Source organism: Microbacterium sp. KSW4-4 (assembly GCF_023091185.1).
Taxonomy (GTDB): domain Bacteria; phylum Actinomycetota; class Actinomycetes; order Actinomycetales; family Microbacteriaceae; genus Microbacterium; species Microbacterium paraoxydans.
In genome coordinates this window covers 396,464-412,935 of sequence record NZ_JAHWXJ010000001.1, presented here as the reverse complement: position 1 = coordinate 412,935, position 16,472 = coordinate 396,464, and the positions used below count along the sequence as shown (strand labels likewise).

The 16,472-nt window shown below is 70.4% G+C and carries 15 protein-coding genes; 14 read left to right on the top strand and 1 reads right to left on the bottom strand.

All coding sequences use genetic code 11. From position 1 onward, the window contains the following. Positions 1 to 339: a hypothetical protein gene (locus tag KZC57_RS02045; RefSeq protein WP_247640930.1), complete on the bottom strand. Its 339-nt coding sequence runs from the start codon at positions 337 to 339 to the stop codon at positions 1 to 3. Between the two features lie 175 nt (positions 340 to 514). Between KZC57_RS02045 and efp the strand changes: the two genes are divergently transcribed. The 14 genes from efp (at position 515) to gmk (ending at position 16,428) form a co-directional block, all read left to right on the top strand. Further along, positions 515 to 1,075, top strand: coding sequence for an elongation factor P (gene efp / locus KZC57_RS02040; protein WP_025103502.1), 561 nt, complete (start codon positions 515 to 517; stop codon positions 1,073 to 1,075). Positions 1,076 to 1,078: 3 nt separating this feature from the next. After that, entirely contained in the window at positions 1,079 to 1,489 is a 411-nt protein-coding gene (gene nusB, locus KZC57_RS02035; RefSeq protein WP_060922157.1) for a transcription antitermination factor NusB, read from the top strand. Positions 1,490 to 1,532: 43 nt separating this feature from the next. Further along, on the top strand, positions 1,533 to 4,487 hold the full coding sequence (locus KZC57_RS02030; protein WP_247640929.1) for a DEAD/DEAH box helicase: 2,955 nt from the start codon (positions 1,533 to 1,535) through the stop codon (positions 4,485 to 4,487). Positions 4,488 to 4,567: 80 nt separating this feature from the next. Then, positions 4,568 to 6,145 carry a Rieske 2Fe-2S domain-containing protein gene (locus KZC57_RS02025; protein ID WP_025103499.1) on the top strand — a complete coding sequence of 526 codons (1,578 nt, stop codon included), beginning with the start codon at positions 4,568 to 4,570 and terminating at the stop codon, positions 6,143 to 6,145. A gap of 44 nt (positions 6,146 to 6,189) precedes the next feature. Then, entirely contained in the window at positions 6,190 to 6,447 is a 258-nt protein-coding gene (locus KZC57_RS02020) for a hypothetical protein (protein ID WP_060922159.1), read from the top strand. Further along, positions 6,444 to 6,824 (top strand): PIN domain-containing protein, encoded by a 381-nt coding sequence (locus tag KZC57_RS02015; RefSeq protein ID WP_158698536.1) that lies wholly within the window; start codon positions 6,444 to 6,446, stop codon positions 6,822 to 6,824. Before KZC57_RS02020 ends, KZC57_RS02015 begins: the two co-directional genes overlap by 4 nt. Positions 6,825 to 6,893: 69 nt before the next feature. Next, on the top strand, positions 6,894 to 7,424 hold the full coding sequence (gene pyrR / locus KZC57_RS02010) for a bifunctional pyr operon transcriptional regulator/uracil phosphoribosyltransferase PyrR (protein ID WP_025103498.1): 531 nt from the start codon (positions 6,894 to 6,896) through the stop codon (positions 7,422 to 7,424). Then, positions 7,421 to 8,386, top strand: a complete 966-nt coding sequence (locus tag KZC57_RS02005) for an aspartate carbamoyltransferase catalytic subunit (protein WP_060922161.1) — start codon at positions 7,421 to 7,423, stop codon at positions 8,384 to 8,386. Before pyrR ends, KZC57_RS02005 begins: the two co-directional genes overlap by 4 nt. Beyond that, positions 8,383 to 9,687 carry a dihydroorotase gene (locus KZC57_RS02000; protein WP_247640928.1) on the top strand — a complete coding sequence of 435 codons (1,305 nt, stop codon included), beginning with the start codon at positions 8,383 to 8,385 and terminating at the stop codon, positions 9,685 to 9,687. Before KZC57_RS02005 ends, KZC57_RS02000 begins: the two co-directional genes overlap by 4 nt. Continuing rightward, positions 9,684 to 10,196 (top strand): hypothetical protein, encoded by a 513-nt coding sequence (locus KZC57_RS01995; protein WP_062634504.1) that lies wholly within the window; start codon positions 9,684 to 9,686, stop codon positions 10,194 to 10,196. The genes KZC57_RS02000 and KZC57_RS01995 overlap by 4 nt, the downstream gene beginning before the upstream one ends. After that, the gene (gene carA, locus KZC57_RS01990) at positions 10,193 to 11,395 is read left to right on the top strand and encodes a glutamine-hydrolyzing carbamoyl-phosphate synthase small subunit (RefSeq protein WP_247640927.1); all 1,203 of its coding nucleotides are present in this window, start codon (positions 10,193 to 10,195) and stop codon (positions 11,393 to 11,395) included. Before KZC57_RS01995 ends, carA begins: the two co-directional genes overlap by 4 nt. Next, on the top strand, positions 11,395 to 14,682 hold the full coding sequence (gene carB, locus KZC57_RS01985; protein ID WP_247640926.1) for a carbamoyl-phosphate synthase large subunit: 3,288 nt from the start codon (positions 11,395 to 11,397) through the stop codon (positions 14,680 to 14,682). Before carA ends, carB begins: the two co-directional genes overlap by 1 nt. After that, entirely contained in the window at positions 14,679 to 15,524 is an 846-nt protein-coding gene (pyrF, locus tag KZC57_RS01980) for an orotidine-5'-phosphate decarboxylase (RefSeq protein WP_105949852.1), read from the top strand. Before carB ends, pyrF begins: the two co-directional genes overlap by 4 nt. Beyond that, a complete protein-coding gene (gmk, locus tag KZC57_RS01975) occupies positions 15,517 to 16,428 on the top strand; it encodes a guanylate kinase (protein ID WP_060922167.1) in 912 nt (303 codons plus the stop codon). Before pyrF ends, gmk begins: the two co-directional genes overlap by 8 nt. Positions 16,429 to 16,472: the final 44 nt, after the last annotated feature.

The window sequence follows — 16,472 nt, the reverse complement described above, 5'->3', positions numbered from 1 at the left end:
TCAGGGCAGGCCCACGAGCAGCACGCACACCGTGATGCCCACGAGCGTCAACAGGGCCATGGCGAGGAAACAGGCGGCCAGGGCACGGAGCCGCGGCCGCACGCTCGCCACCGCGAGGCGGATGACGACCATCGCGACCAGGCCCAGGACCAGGATGATCGCGGTCACCAGGCCGACGGTCCCCGCCGCGCCGCCGCTGCGGACGATCCCGATCAGGGGCACGAGGCTGACCGCCGTGAAGATCGTGGCGACGATGAGCCACACCGCCCCGGACGATGTCCGCAGCGCCGGCTGATTCGCCACCCTGGTCGGGTCCCGGTCGCGATCGTCCTCGCTCATGTCGACTCCTTCTGTCCTCGTCCACGCTGCCCGGGGCCACGGGCATCGTCACGGGGCTTCCGCTCTCGCGGAGGAGCGTCTATCGTGCCCCGCGACGGCCCGCGCCGGGCATCCCGTAGAATCGACTGTCGGCCGACCCCGGCCCCCACGGACTCAGGAACGGAACTCCTCGCACATGGCATCCACCGCAGACATCAAGAACGGCGTCGTCCTCAGCATCGACGGGCAGCTCTGGAGCGTCATCGAGTTCCAGCACGTCAAGCCCGGCAAGGGCGGCGCGTTCGTCCGCACGAAGCTGAAGAACGTCGTCTCGGGCAAGACCGTGGACCGCACGTACAACGCCGGCGCGAAGATCGACATCGAGAACGTCGACCGCCGGGACTACACCTACCTCTACACCGACGGTGACGGGTTCGTGTTCATGGACCAGACCGACTTCGACCAGATCACTCTGCCTGCGGCCACGGTCGGCGACGCGAAGAACTTCCTGCTCGAGAACCAGCAGGTCACCATCGCCCTCAACAACGGCAATCCCCTCTACATCGACCTCCCGGCGTCGGTCATCCTCGAGGTGACCTACACCGAGCCCGGCCTGCAGGGCGACCGCTCGTCCGCCGGCACCAAGCCCGCCACGCTCGAGACCGGTTACGAGATCCAGGTCCCGCTGTTCCTGGAGACCGGCACGAAGGTCAAGGTCGACACCCGCACGGGCGAGTACCTCGGCCGCGAGAAGTAAGGCGTGAGCGCCCGCACGAAGGCGCGCAAGCGCGCGCTCGACATCCTGTTCTCCGCCGACGTCCGCGGCGACGAGGTCGCGGTGGCCCTCGCCGCCGAGGCGAAGCGCGCGGCGAACGAGCCCGCACGCGAGGCGTCGTGGCTGTACGCCCGCGAGATCGTCGACGGCATCATCGACCAGCGCGACGAGATCGACGAGCAGATCACGACGCACAGCCGCGACTGGAAGCTCGAGCGGATGCCCGCCGTCGACCGCGCCCTGCTGCGCATCGGCGCGTGGGAGATCCTCTACAACGACGAGGTGCCGACCGCGGTCGCGATCGACGAGGCGGTGGAGCTCGCGAAGGAGTTCTCCACCGACGAGTCGGGCGCGTTCGTGCACGGCGTGCTCGCCCGCGTCGCCCGCTCGGCCTGAGCGCCGCAGCGGCGGTGTCGGCGGTGGCGGGCAGGATCGTGTCATGATCCGCCCGCCCGCCTCCGCCACCCCGGGAGACGGCGCGCGGGATTGGCGTGCCCTGTTCGACGCCGGCGCTGCTCCGGCGGCGGCGACCCCGCTCGCCCTCGGGTTCGAGGTGCGCGTCCGCGACGCCCGAGGAGCCAATCCGTGGGCATCACGCCCGCAGCGCACCGCGACCCCCCGCGACGTCGCCAAGGGTGTGGGGGAGATCCTCCTCGGCATCCGTCCGCTGGAGCGGAGCGCGGCGACGGGGTCCTGGGTGCTCGGCTCCGCCACCTGGGACGCGGTCCGCCGCGCGCCGGACCAGTACGGTCGGGAACGGTCGCGGTGGTTCGCCGATCTGCTGAGCATCGCGCGCGACACGCTGCTCTCCGGCACGGCGGGGGACTGGCTCGTCGCCGACCTGATCGAGTCGCGGCTCCTCTGGGGGCATCTGCGGTCGGCGACCGACCTCGGCATCCCGCTCGTGGCGGCGCAGCGGTCGACGAGGCTCGTCCTCGCCGACACCGCGGAACTGACGGCGACTGTGTCCCGTGACGACGACGGCGGCCTCGTCGTCCGTCCGGTCGTGACCCTGGACGGGCGCGAGACGCCGCCGGGCAGCATCCGCGCCCTCGGGCGCTCCGGCGTGTACGAGGTCGCACAGAGCGGGTCGCGCCTGCAGGTGACGCTCGCGGAGCTTCCGCTCGCGGGGCCCGCGCCGTCGCTGCTCCGGGCCGGGATGCTCGTCGTCCCCGCGGCGGAGGAGGCGGCCTTCCTCCAGGACGCCTACCCACTCCTCGCGCGCCGTCTCCCCGTCCGCGCGGTCGGCCGCGTCGCGCTCCCCGACCTCCCACCGCCCCGTGCCGTGCTCCGGGTGGCGTTCCGTCGCGGAGACACCGTGGAGTACACCGTCGAGTGGGACTATCGCGGCTTCGGGCGGGTGCCGTTCACGCCGGGTCCGGAGGCCGTGCGCGATCCGGAGGCCGAAGCCTCTGTGACGCATCGGATCCGGAACGTCTGGCAGGAGCACGGCGTCGCGTTCGCCCCCGCGGGGGCGTTCCACGACGTGGAGGCCGCGGAGTTCATGACGCGCGTCGTCCCCGCCGTGGAGGCGGAGGGCGTCGAGGTGGAGGTGTCGGGCCGCCGCAAGACGTATCGCGAGCTCGCCGGGGAGCCGGAGATCACGGTCTCGACCGTGGAGAGCACCGACCCGGACTGGTTCGACCTCGGCGTGATCGTCCGCATCGACGGGCGGAACATTCCCTTCGAGCCGCTGTTCACGGCGCTGAGCGCGGGCCGGCGAAAGCTCCTGCTCGTCGACGGCAGCTACTTCTCCCTGAACCACCCGGCGCTCGACCGCCTGCGCGACCTCCTCGACGAGGCCGGGGATCTGGACGAGTGGGAGACGGGCCCGCGGATCAGCCGTCATCAGACGGATCTGTGGGAGGAGTTCGAGGATCTGGCGGACGAGGCCCTTCCCGCGGTGAGCTGGCGGGCCACCGCCGAGGGACTGCGCAGCGCCACCGCGGTACCGGCGGTGCGGATCCCTCCGGGACTCACCGCACAGTTGCGGCCGTACCAGAAGGAGGGGCTGGACTGGCTCGCGTTCCTCTGGTCGCACCGGCTCGGCGGCGTCCTCGCCGACGACATGGGTCTCGGGAAGACGGTCCAGCTGCTCGCGCTCATCCTGCATGCCCGTGCGGCGGGGGAGGGACGCCCTTTCCTCGTGGTGGTGCCGACATCCGTGCTGGCCACCTGGCGCACCGAGGCGGCGCGGTTCGCTCCGGGTCTCCGCGTGATCACCCGGGACTCCACCGCCGGGCCTGCCGTGGCCGCCGTGGCTCGCGAGGCCGACGTGGTGCTCACCACCTACGCGGTCGCGCGGCTCGACGAGGAGGGGTTCGCGGGCGTCACCTGGGCCGGGCTGATCCTCGACGAGGCCCAGTTCGTGAAGAACCCGGCGACGAAGCTGCATCGTGCCGTCGCGCGTTTCCCGGCCGACGTCACCATCGCGGTCACGGGCACGCCGCTGGAGAACAGCCTCGAGGAGCTCTGGGCGCTGCTGAAGCTCACGGCACCCGGCCTGTTCGCTTCCGCGCGGAAGTTCCGCGAGCACTACATCCAGCCGATCGAGCAGGGGAAGGTCCCGGAGAACGCGGAGGGCGGACCGTACCGGCAGCGCCGCCTCGCGCAGCTCCGACGACGGATCCGCCCGCTCGTGCTCCGCCGCACCAAGGAACTCGTCGCCCCGGACCTCCCGCCGAAGCAGGAGCAGGTGCTGGAGATCGAGCTGAGCGCCGGGCATCGCGAGCTCTACGAGACGGTGCTGCAGCGGGAGCGGCAGAAGGTGCTCGGCCTGCTGGAGGATCTCGACCGCAACCGCTTCATCGTGTTCCGCTCCCTGACGCTGCTGCGGATGCTGAGTCTCGCTCCGGCGCTGATCGACCCGGCCGACGCGCGCCTCGGCTCCCGCAAGCTTGACGAGCTCCTGGAGCGGATCGTCGAGCTGCAGGCGGAGGGGCACCGCGCGCTCGTGTTCAGCCAGTTCACGTCCTTCCTCGACATGGCGGCCGCGCGTCTGGACGCCGCCGGCATCCCGTACGCGCACCTCGACGGCTCGACGCGTCATCGCGAGCAGGTGGTCGCGGACTTCGCGGAGGGGGAGCAGCCCGTCTTCCTCATCAGCCTGAAGGCCGGCGGGTTCGGGCTCACGCTGACCGAGGCCGACTACGTGTTCCTCCTCGACCCGTGGTGGAACCCCGCCGCCGAGGCCCAGGCCGTCGACCGCACGCACCGCATCGGCCAGCGCAGCCAGGTGTTCGTCTACCGCATGATCGCCAGCGGAACGATCGAGGAGAAGGTCCTCGCGCTGCAACGCCGCAAGGCCCGCCTGTTCACCGCCGTGCTCGATGATGACGCGCTCTTCGCCCAGGCGCTCACGGCGGACGACATCCGCGGTCTCTTCGACGACTAGACCGTTTTCCCCGGCCCGTCCCGCCGGGCGCTCAGGGAGCCGTCGGTACAATCGAACGGTTCATCTTCGAGAGGAATGCAATGCGGATCACGGGACTCGGCCACGCCGGCATGTTCATCGAGACGGTGGGCGGCAACATCATCTGCGACCCGGTGCTCGGCCCGTCCTTCTTCGGGTCCTGGTTCCCGTTCCCGGACAACCGTGCCCTCGACTGGGAGCGCTACGGTCGTGAAGCTGACTTCCTCTACATCTCGCACCGGCACCGCGACCACTTCGACCCGGCGCTGCTGGAGCGGTACATCCGCAAGGACATCGAGGTGCTCCTGCCGGAGTATCCGATCGACGACCTGGAGCAGGACATCCGGGCGCTCGGCTACACGAACATCACCTACGCGCCCGCTGGCGAGATCATCGAGCGCGGAGCGCTCAAGATGATGATCACCCCGCTGCGCGCTCCGAGCGACGGCCCGATCGGCGACTCGTCGCTCAGCGTCGACGACGGCACCGGCTCGATGCTGAACCAGAACGACTCGCACCCGCTCGACCTCGACAAGCTGCTGCACTTCGGGAAGCCCGACGCCTACTTCACGCAGGTCTCCGGAGCGATCTGGTGGCCCATGGTCTACGACCTCCCGCTGGATGCGAAGCAGAACTTCGCCCGCCTCAAGCGCGAGGCGCAGAACAAGCGCGCGATGTACTACATCGAGAAGGTCGACGCTCCGCATGTCTTCCCGATGGCGGGTCCGCCCATGTTCCTGCGCGACGACCTCTTCGACTTCAACGGGATGGGCCGCAACGGCGAGTCCATCTTCACGGACCAGAAGCAGTTCATCGCGCACATGAAGGAGCTGGCCCCGAAGTACGACGGGCAGCTCTTCGTCCCCGGCACTCTCGTCACGATCGACGGCGGTGCGGTGACCACCGAGCAGACGCTCTACACCGAGGCCGAGCTCGCCCACATCTTCGACGAGAAGTGGGAGTACCTGGAGGAGCAGCGCGCGACCCGCCAGCAGGAGATCCGCGACGAGGAGGCCTCGCGCGCCGAGATCATCCCGCCGGACGAGATGCTGGCCGCGATCAAGGAATGGTGGGAGCCGCTGCTGAAGAAGTCGCGCACCATCCGCCTCGGCGTCGGCGGGCACGTCCGCTTCCGCATCGGGGAGCTGGACATGGTGGTCGACTTCCCGCGCGCCAAGGTCCGCGAGTACGCGGGGGAGGAGTGCGTGTACTGGTACACGATCCCGGCCGACCTCGTCTCGACGAACATCCGCGACCACGAGATCGACTGGTCGAACTCGATCTTCCTGTCGATGCAGTTCTCGGTCGGCCGCAGCGGCAAGTTCAACGAGTTCCTCACCACGTTCCTGAAGTGCCTCTCGGTCGACCGGATCGAGTACGTCGAGAACTGGTACCAGGAGCAGACCGACCAGACCGAGGACGCGGAGATCGGCGACTGGGTCGTCCAGCGCCGCTGCCCGCACCTGCGCGCCGACCTCACCAAGACCGGGAAGGTCGACGAGGACGGCATCCTCACGTGCAGCATGCACGACTGGAAGTGGGACCTGAAGACCGGACGCTGCCTCTCCACGAGCGGCCACCCGATCCGCTCCTCGAAGATCGACGACGTGACGGATCCGGTGCTCCGCGAGGCGAGCTGATCTGCGCCTGTACCACCGAGTGCAGCCGGTGGTACAGTGAGGCGATGCCGACCGCTCTGACCCGCATCCAGGTGACGCAGACCGCCGCGCTGCGCGAGGCGCTGGAACTCGCGGAAAGCGAGTGGCCAGGACTGCCGAAGTCGGAGCAGGTGGCGAGGCTCGCGGTGCTGGGGGCGGAGCGGCTCGCAGAGCGAGGATCCCACCGGCGCGCGACCCGGCGGGCGGCGCTTGAGGCGACACGGGGATCGATCGCCTATCCACCGGGGTATCTCGACGCTCTCCGGAAGGACTGGCCGGAGTGATCGTCGTGGACGCCGGTGTCCTCATCGCGCACCTTTCCACCGACGATGTCCACCAGGAGGCGGCGTTCGACATCCTCGATACCGAGGAAGACCTTCTGATCCACCCGATCACCCTCGCGGAGGCGCTCGTGCATCCGGCGCGGATGGGCACAGAGCTCGCCGATCTCGCCAAGATCGACTCCCTCGGGCTGCTGCGTCGGGAGGAGACGGTCGACGAACCGGTCCATATCGCGCGGCTCCGCGCCGCGACCTCCCTGAAGCTCCCGGCCTGCGCGGTACTCGTCACAGCGGAGGCGTTCGGCGCGACGCTGGCGACCTTCGACCGTCGTCTCGCGACGGTCGCCAGAGAGCGCGGTGTCGAGGTCGTAGGCGTCTGATCCCTCCGATAGACTGAGATCACAAGCAACCTTTAACACCGTCCTGTGAGGCGGAGAAGGGAGCGGCTGATGGGTGTGCGCACTGTGTTGCACCAAGCCGACATCTCACGAGCGCTGACCCGGATCGCGCACGAGATCCTCGAGTCCAATCGCGGGGCCGACGACCTCGTCCTGCTGGGCATTCCGACCCGCGGCGTGACGCTGGGCCATCGGCTCGCCGCCCTGATCAGCGAGATCGCGCAGGTCTCCGTCCCCGTCGGGTCCCTCGACGTGACGCTCTTCCGCGACGACCTCGCCAAGCACCCGACGCGATCGCCGCAGCCGACGGAGATCCCCGCGGGCGGCATCGACGGGAAGACGGTCGTCCTCGTCGACGATGTCCTGTTCTCCGGCCGGAGCATCCGCGCCGCGCTCGACGCCCTCCAGTCGATCGGCCGTCCCGCCGTCGTGCGGCTCGCGATCCTCATCGACCGCGGACACCGGGAGCTTCCCATCCGCCCGGACTTCGTGGGCAAGAACATCCCCTCCGCGCGCACCGAGCGCGTCAACGTGCGTCTGTTCGAGAACGACGGCGCCGAGGAGGTGACGATCGGCGAATGAGGCATCTCCTCGACACCCGCACCCTCGACAGAGCGACCGCCCTGCGCATCCTCGATGTCGCGGAGGACATGGCCGACACGCAGTCCCGCGAGGTCAAGAAGCTTCCCACGCTCCGCGGGAAGACCGTCGTGAACCTCTTCTTCGAGGACTCGACGCGCACCCGCATCTCGTTCGAGGCCGCCGCGAAGCGCCTGTCCGCCGACGTCATCAACTTCGCCGCCAAGGGTTCCAGCGTCTCCAAGGGCGAGAGCCTGAAGGACACCGCGCAGACGCTCGAGGCCATCGGTGCCGACGCGGTCGTCGTGCGGCACCCCGGCTCCGGCGCGCCGCAGACCCTGGCGACGAGCGGCTGGATCTCCGCCGGCGTCGTCAACGCGGGCGACGGCACCCACGAGCACCCCACCCAGGCGCTCCTCGACGCCTTCACCATCCGCAAGCGTCGCTTCGGCGTGGACAGCCGCGGACGCGACCTCTCCGGTCTCCGGGTGACGATCGTCGGTGACGTGCTGCATTCGCGGGTGGCGCGCTCCAACGTCTGGCTGCTCACCACGCTCGGCGCCGAGGTCACGCTCGTGTCGCCGCCGACCCTGGTTCCACAGAACGTGTCCCTGTGGCCGGTCCGCGTGGTCTACGACCTGGACGAAGCCCTCGCGGAGGGGCCGGACGCCGTGATGATGCTGCGCATCCAGCTCGAGCGGATGAACGCGGCGTATTTCCCGACTGAGCGGGAGTATTCGCGCCGGTGGGGCCTGGACGCACGGCGCGTGGCGGCTCTGCCGGGCGGTAGCATTGTCCTGCACCCCGGACCCATGAACCGGGGACTGGAGATCTCCTCCGAAGCTGCCGATTCCCCCCGTTCGACGGTGCTGGAACAGGTGTCGAACGGGGTCTCCGTGCGCATGGCGGTGCTGTACCTGCTGCTGGCAGGAGAACGAGACGACGAACGAGGGGGAGACCTGTGAGCGAGACCCTCGTCATCACCGGTGCACAGCTGCTCGGCGCGGACGGCGCCGACATCATGATCGAGGACGGCGTCATCGCCGAGGTCGGGACGGGGCTCACCCGCACCGGCGCGCGGGTGATCGACGCCGCGGGCCTGGTCGCGCTGCCGGGCCTCGTCGACCTGCACACCCACCTGCGCGAGCCGGGGTTCGAGGCCTCTGAGACGATCCTCACCGGCACCAGAGCGGCCGCCGCGGGCGGGTTCACCGCCGTGTTCGCGATGCCGAACACCTCCCCGGTCGCCGACACGGCGGGCGTGGTCGAGCAGGAGCTCGCCCTCGGCGAGGCGGCCGGCTACGCGACCGTGCAGCCGATCGGCGCCGTCACCGTGGGGCAGAAGGGCGAGCGCCTCGCCGAGCTGGGCGCCATGGCCACCTCCCGTGCCCAGGTTCGGGTCTTCAGCGACGACGGCTTCTGCGTGTGGGACCCGCTGATCATGCGCCGGGCTCTGGAGTACGTGAAGTCCTTCGACGGCGTCATCGCCCAGCATGCGCAGGACCCGCGGCTCACCGAGGGCGCCCAGATGAACGAGGGCACCGTCTCGGCCGAGCTCGGGCTGGCTGGGTGGCCCGCGGTCGCCGAGGAGTCGATCATCGCCCGCGACGTGCTCCTCGCCGAGCACGTCGGCTCGCGACTGCATGTCTGCCACCTCTCGACGGCAGGCTCCGTCGACATCATCCGCTGGGCCAAGAAGCGCGGTGTCAACGTGACGGCGGAGGTCACGCCGCACCACCTGCTGCTCACGGACGAACTCGTCCGCGGCTACGACGCACGATTCAAGGTCAACCCGCCGCTGCGCCGCGAAGAGGACGTCCTCGCGGTCCGGGAGGGTCTGGCCGACGGCACGATCGACATCGTCGCGACCGATCACGCACCGCACCCCAGCGAGCACAAGGCGTGCGAGTGGCAGGCCGCCGCGAACGGCATGGTGGGTCTGGAGAGCGCCCTGCGGGTCGTGCACCAGTCGATGGTGCAGACCGGCCTGCTCGACTGGGCCGACGTGGCCCGGGTCATGAGTGCGACGCCCGCCCGCATCGGCCGGCTCTCCGGCCACGGCACGCCCCTCACTGCCGGGCGGCCCGCGCACATCACGCTGTACGACCCCGCGGTCGACGGCGTGTTCACCGCAGCGGACCTGCACGGGCGCAGCGTGAACTCGCCCTACCTGGGCCGCGCACTGCCCGGGCGCGTGGAGTACACGGTGCACGGCGGCGTCCTCACGGTCGACGGCGGCGCCGTCGTCGAGGAGCTCGGCGCATGAGCGCACGGGACCTCGCGGTCGCGATCATCATCGCCGTCGCGCTGCTGATCCTGCTCTCTATGCTGTTCGCCTGGCGACGACGAGTGCGGCGCGATGCCGCGTACACGGCCCCGCTCGGGGTGCCGGAGCACGCGGAGGTGACGCGCCGTGACGAGGTGCTCTACGTGTCCACCACCCGGCACGAGCAGCCCCTCGAACGGCTCGCGATCACCCCGCTGGCGTTCCGCGCACGCGGCGAGCTGGCTGTGACCGACCGCGGCATCGCGCTGGCCCTCGACGGTGCCCCCACCGTCTTCCTCGCCGCCGACCGCCTCGTCTCCGTCGACCGCGCGACCGTCACCATCGATCGCGTCGTGGAACCCGGCGGGCTCGTGCGCATCTCGTGGCACGTCGACGACACGACCGTCGTCGACAGCTATGTGCGCCTCACCGGCGGCGACCTCCCGACCCTCATCTCCGACCTGCAGCGGCTCATCCCCGCCGCCCCTGACACAGGAGCCTCGTCATGACCCTCTCGACTTCCTCCCCGCAGGCCTCTGCGGCACGCCTTCCCGACCCCGCCGTCCTCGTCCTGGAGGACGGCACCCGACACCGCGGACGCGCGTACGGCGCGCGCGGGCGCACCCTCGGCGAGGTCGTGTTCGCCACCGGCATGTCGGGATACCAGGAGACCATCACCGACCCGTCCTACGCCGGGCAGATCGTCTTGCAGACCGCCCCGCACATCGGCAACACCGGCATGAATGACGAGGACACCGAGTCCCGCCGCATCTGGGTCGCCGGCTACATCGTGCGCGACCCCTCGCGCGTCGTCTCGAACTGGCGGGCGAACGCCTCTCTCGACGACGTCCTCGTCGAGGACGGCATCGTCGGCATCAGCGGCATCGACACGCGCGCGGTCACCCGCCACATCCGCTCGGCCGGCTCCATGCGGGGCGGCATCTTCTCGGGTGCGGAGGCGGAGCTCGACCCGGAGGAGCAGCTGCGCATCGTCCGCGAGGCCCCGGAGATGACCGGCCTCAACCTCTCCGCGCAGGTGTCCGTCCAGAGCGCGACCGTCGCCCCGGCGGTGGGGGAGCGCATCGGCAACCTCGCCGTGCTCGACCTCGGCGTGAAGCAGGCGACCATCGACAACCTCGCGGCCCGCGGCTTCGACGTGCACGTCCTCCCGCAGGACGTGGGCATCGACGAGATCCGGGCGATCGAGCCGGTCGCCGTCTTCTACTCGAACGGTCCCGGCGACCCCGCGGCGTCGGGCGACCACGTCGAACTGCTGCGCGCGGTCCTCGACGACGGGCTGCCCTTCTTCGGGATCTGCTTCGGCAACCAGCTCCTCGGCCGGGCCCTGGGTCTCGGCACGTACAAGCTGCCGTTCGGCCACCGCGGCATCAACCAGCCCGTGCTGGACAAGCAGACGGGCAAGGTCGAGATCACCGCGCACAACCACGGCTTCGCCGTCGAGGCGCCTCTGGAGGGCTCCTTCGACAGCCCGCACGGCTACGGCAAGGTCGAGGTCAGCCACGTCGGCCTCAACGACAACGTCGTGGAGGGCCTGCGCGCCCTCGACATCCCCGCGTTCTCGGTGCAGTACCACCCCGAGGCCGCGGCCGGACCGCACGACGCCAACTACCTCTTCGACCGCTTCCGCGACATGGTCATCGCGACCCTTCGACCCGCTCAGGGACCCACCCAGGGAGATGCAAAGTAATGCCCAAGCGCGACGACATCCGCTCCGTCCTCGTCATCGGCTCCGGCCCGATCGTCATCGGCCAGGCCTGCGAGTTCGACTACTCCGGCACCCAGGCGTGCCGCGTCCTCCGTGAGGAGGGCGTCCGGGTCATCCTCGTCAACTCCAACCCCGCGACGATCATGACCGACCCCGACTTCGCCGACGCGACGTACATCGAGCCGATCACCCCTGCGGTGATCGAGACGATCATCGCGAAGGAGAAGCCCGACGCGATCCTGCCGACGCTCGGCGGTCAGACGGCGCTCAACGCCGCGATGGCGCTGCACGAGCAGGGGATCCTCGAGAAGTACGACGTCGAGCTCATCGGCGCGAAGGTGGACGCCATCAAGAAGGGCGAGGACCGTCAGGTCTTCAAGGAGCTCGTCCTCGAGGCGGGCGCGGACGTCGCCAAGAGCGTCATCGCCCACACCATGGACGACCTCCTCGCCGGGGCCGAGCAGCTCGGCTACCCGCTGGTGGTGCGCCCGTCCTTCACGATGGGCGGCCTGGGCTCCGGGTTCGCCTACGACGAGGAGGACCTGCGCCGTATCGGCGGCGCCGGCCTGCGCGACTCGCCGACGACCGAGGTGCTCCTGGAGGAGTCGATCCTCGGCTGGAAGGAGTACGAGCTCGAGCTCATGCGCGACACCGCCGACAACACGGTGGTCGTCTGCTCCATCGAGAACGTCGACCCGGTCGGCGTGCACACCGGCGACTCGATCACGGTGGCGCCGGCGCTGACCCTGACGGACCGGGAGTACCAGAAGCTCCGCGACATCGGCATCGACATCATCCGCGCCGTGGGCGTGGACACCGGTGGCTGCAACATCCAGTTCGCGGTCAACCCCGAGAACGGGCGCATCATCGTCATCGAGATGAACCCGCGCGTCTCCCGGTCGAGCGCCCTGGCCTCGAAGGCCACCGGCTTCCCGATCGCCAAGCTCGCGGCCAAGCTCGCCCTCGGCTACCGCCTCGACGAGATCCCGAACGACATCACCGGCGTGACCCCGGCGAGCTTCGAGCCGACGCTCGACTACGTCGTCGTCAAGGTCCCGCGCTTCGCGTTCGAGAAGTTCCCGGCCGCCGACGCGACCCTCACCACGACCATGAAGTCCGTCGGCGAGGCGATGGCCATCGGCCGCAACTACGCCACCGCACTGCAGAAGGCGCTGCGGTCGCTCGAGAAGCGGGGCTCCAGCTTCCACTGGGGCGAGGAGCCGCGCACCGTCGAGGAACTGCTCGAGATCGCGAAGACCCCGACCGACGGCCGGATCGTCACCCTGCAGCAGGCGCTGCGCAAGGGCGCGACCGTCGAGCAGGCGTTCGAGGCCACGGCCATCGACCCCTGGTTCCTCGACCAGATCGTCCTCATCAACGAGGTCGCCGATGTCGTCCGCACCGCCGGCGAGCTGGACGACGCGACGCTGCGCTACGCCAAGGAGCACGGCTTCTCCGACGCGCAGATCGCCCAGCTCCGCGGCGAGAGCGAGGCCGAGATCCGCGGCGTACGCCACGGCCTGGGCATCCGCCCGGTCTACAAGACGGTCGACACCTGCGCAGGGGAGTTCCCCGCGCTGACGCCGTACCACTACTCGAGCTATGACGCCGAGACCGAGGTCGCGCCGTCCGACCGCACCAAGGTCGTCATCATCGGCTCCGGCCCGAACCGCATCGGTCAGGGCGTCGAGTTCGACTACTCCTGCGTGCACGCCTCGTTCGCGCTGTCCGACGCGGGCTTCGAGACCGTGATGATCAACTGCAACCCGGAGACCGTGTCGACCGACTACGACACGTCCGACCGGCTGTACTTCGAGCCGCTGACGCTCGAGGACGTGCTCGAGGTGCTGGACGCGGAGGCCGCGAGCGGCACCATCCTCGGCGTCGTCTGCCAGCTCGGCGGGCAGACCCCGCTCGGGCTCGCGAAGGGCATCGAGGCGGCCGGCTACACGGTCCTGGGCACAAGCCCGGAGGCCATCGACCTGGCCGAGGAGCGCGAGCTGTTCTCGCGCCTGCTCGACGAGGCCGGGCTCCTCGCGCCGCGTAACGGCACGGCGATCGACGTGGAGGGCGCGGTGCGCATCGCCGAGGAGATCGGCTACCCGGTGCTCGTGCGCCCGAGCTTCGTGCTCGGCGGCCGGGGCATGGAGATCGTCTACGGCACCGATGCACTGCGCGACTACTTCGTGCGGACCGCCGGCGAGGTCGTGATCGAGGAGGGCAAGCCGCTCCTGGTCGACCGCTTCCTCGACGATGCGATCGAGCTCGATGTGGACGCCCTGTACGACGGCACCGACCTCTTCATCGGCGGCGTCATGGAGCATCTGGAGGAGGCCGGCATCCACTCCGGCGACTCGAGCTGCACGCTGCCGCCGGTCTCGCTCGGCCGCAGCGACGTGGACCGCGTCCGCGAGGCCACCCTCGCCATCGCACAGGGCGTGGGCGTGCGCGGTCTGCTGAACGTGCAGTTCGCGATCAGCGCCGGCGTGCTCTACGTCATCGAGGCCAACCCCCGGGCGAGCCGCACGGTGCCCTTCGTCTCCAAGGCGCTGGGCATCCCGATGGCGAAGGCCGCCAGCCGCATCATGGCCGGCTCCACGATCGCCGAGCTCCGCGCCGAGGGGATGCTGCCCGCGCAGGACGGCTCGCGCGTCCCGCTGGACGCCCCGGTCTCGGTCAAGGAGGCCGTGCTGCCCTTCAAGCGGTTCCGCACCGCCGACGGCAAGACGGTCGACTCGGTCCTCGGCCCGGAGATGCGCTCGACCGGCGAGGTCATGGGCATCGACCGCGACTTCCCGACCGCGTTCGCGAAGTCCCAGGCTGCGGCCTACGGCGGCATGCCGACCTCGGGCACCGTGTTCATCTCGGTCGCCGACTCCGACAAGCGCGCGGTCATCCTCCCGGCGCACCGCCTCCAGCAGCTCGGCTTCACGATCGTGGCGACCGAGGGCACGGCGGAGATCCTGTCCCGCAACGGCATCGCCGTCACGGTGGTCGAGAAGTACAGCGAGACCCAGGAGAGCGGAGCCCGGAACATCGTCGACCTCATCAACGACGGGGAGATCGACATCGTCGTGAACACCCCGTCCGGTGGTGCCGCTCGCGCGGACGGCTACGAGATCCGCGCCGCCGCCGTCGCCGCGGACAAGGCGCTCTTCACGACCATCGCCGTGCTCGGCGCGGCGGTGAGCGGGATGGACGCCGCGCACGAGGGCTTCCAGGTCAAGAGCCTGCAGGAGTACGCCCAGGACCGGATGGCCGCGGTATGACGGAACGCTTCGGCGGGCGAGCCCGCGCCGCTCTGGAGGCGCACGGTCCGCTCTGTGTCGGCATCGACCCCCACGCCGCTCTGCTGGCGGCGTGGGGGCTGACCGCCGACGCCGCCGGAGTCCGGGAGTTCGGGCTCCGTACCGTCGAGGCGGCCGCCGGTCGCGTCGGTGTCGTGAAGCCGCAGGTGTCGTTCTTCGAGCGGTACGGCGCCGCCGGGTTCGCCGCGCTGGAGGACGTGCTCGCCGCCGCGCGGGCGGCCGGACTGCTCGTGATCGCCGATGCCAAGCGCGGGGACATCGGATCGACGATGGCCGATTACGCTCAGGCCTGGCTGCCCGCCGGTGCGCCGCTCGAGGCGGACGCCCTGACGGTGAACCCGTACCTCGGCGTCGGTGCGCTGGAGGGCGCGTTCGCCCTGGCCGAGGAGCACGGCAAGGGGCTCTTCGTCCTCGCGGCGACCAGCAACCCCGAGGCGACCGTGCTGCAGCGCGCGACGACCGCGGACGGCGAGACCGTGTCCGCGGCCGTGGTCGCCGAGGTGTCGCGCCGGAACGCCGCCGCGACGCCCGAGGGGGAGTGGGGGAGCTTCGGCTTCGTCATCGGCGCCACCGTGGACGCGGCGGATGCCGGCCTCGTGCCGTTCGCGCCCGTCGCCCCGATCCTCGCCCCCGGCTTCGGCGCGCAGGGCGCCACTCCCGCGGATCTCGCCCGCCGCTTCGGCCCCCAGGCCGCCTCGGTGATCGCGAGCGAGAGCCGCAGCCTCCTCTCCGCGGGCCCGGCGGCCCTCGCCGAGACGATCGCCGACCGTGCCGCCCAGTATCGAGAGGTCAGCCGTGGCTGAGGAACGCCGCACCGTCCCCGAGGTCGACAGGGCCGCCGCCGCCCGCCGTGCGGTCGAGAGACGACGTGCCAGGGCCTCGCTCAAGCGGGATCTGACGATGCGCGTCGTCACTCCGCAGGCCGTGCTGCATCGCGCGACCGACGACCCGGACTCGGTCGAGGGCTCCATGCGCATCACCGACTTCCTCCTGGCCCTCCCGGCGATCGGCGCGGGGAAGCGCGACCGCGTGCTGGAGCAGCTCCACATTTCGCCGGTCAAGCGGCTCGGGGGGCTGGGCGCCCGGCAGCGCCGGGTGCTGGAGGAGTGGCTGGACGACCGGTTCCCCGTACCCGCCCCCCGCGGGGCGCGCAGCCGACTGCTCGTCCTCGCCGGCCCCACGGCGGTGGGCAAGGGGACCGTCGCCGCGCACATCCGCGAGAACAACCCCGAAATCCATCTGTCCGTCTCGGCGACCACCCGACCGCCACGCCCGGGCGAGATCGACGGCGTGCATTACTACTTCGTGGACGACGCCGAGTTCGACCGCCTGATCGCCGACGGCGAGCTGCTGGAATACGCGGTCGTGCACAACCGCTCGCGCTACGGCACCCCGCGCGCTCCCATCGACGCCGCCCTGGCCGAGGGGAAGACCGTGCTGCTGGAGATCGACCTGCAGGGCGCGCGTCAGGTGCGCGAGGCCGAGCCCTCGGCGACCCTCATCTTCCTCCTGCCGCCGAGCTGGGACGAGCTGGTGCACCGACTGGTCGGCCGTGGCACCGAGGACGCCGAGGAGCGAGCACGCCGGCTGCGGACCGCGAAGGTCGAGCTGGCGGCGCAGAACGAGTTCGACCACCTCATCGTGAACGAGGACGTCGCCACCGCCGCTCGCGAGGTCGTAGACTTGTCTACAAGCTCTGCGCGCTGACCTGATTCCAGGGTCGAGCACCACGCCGGTCCCTGAGCTCGTCG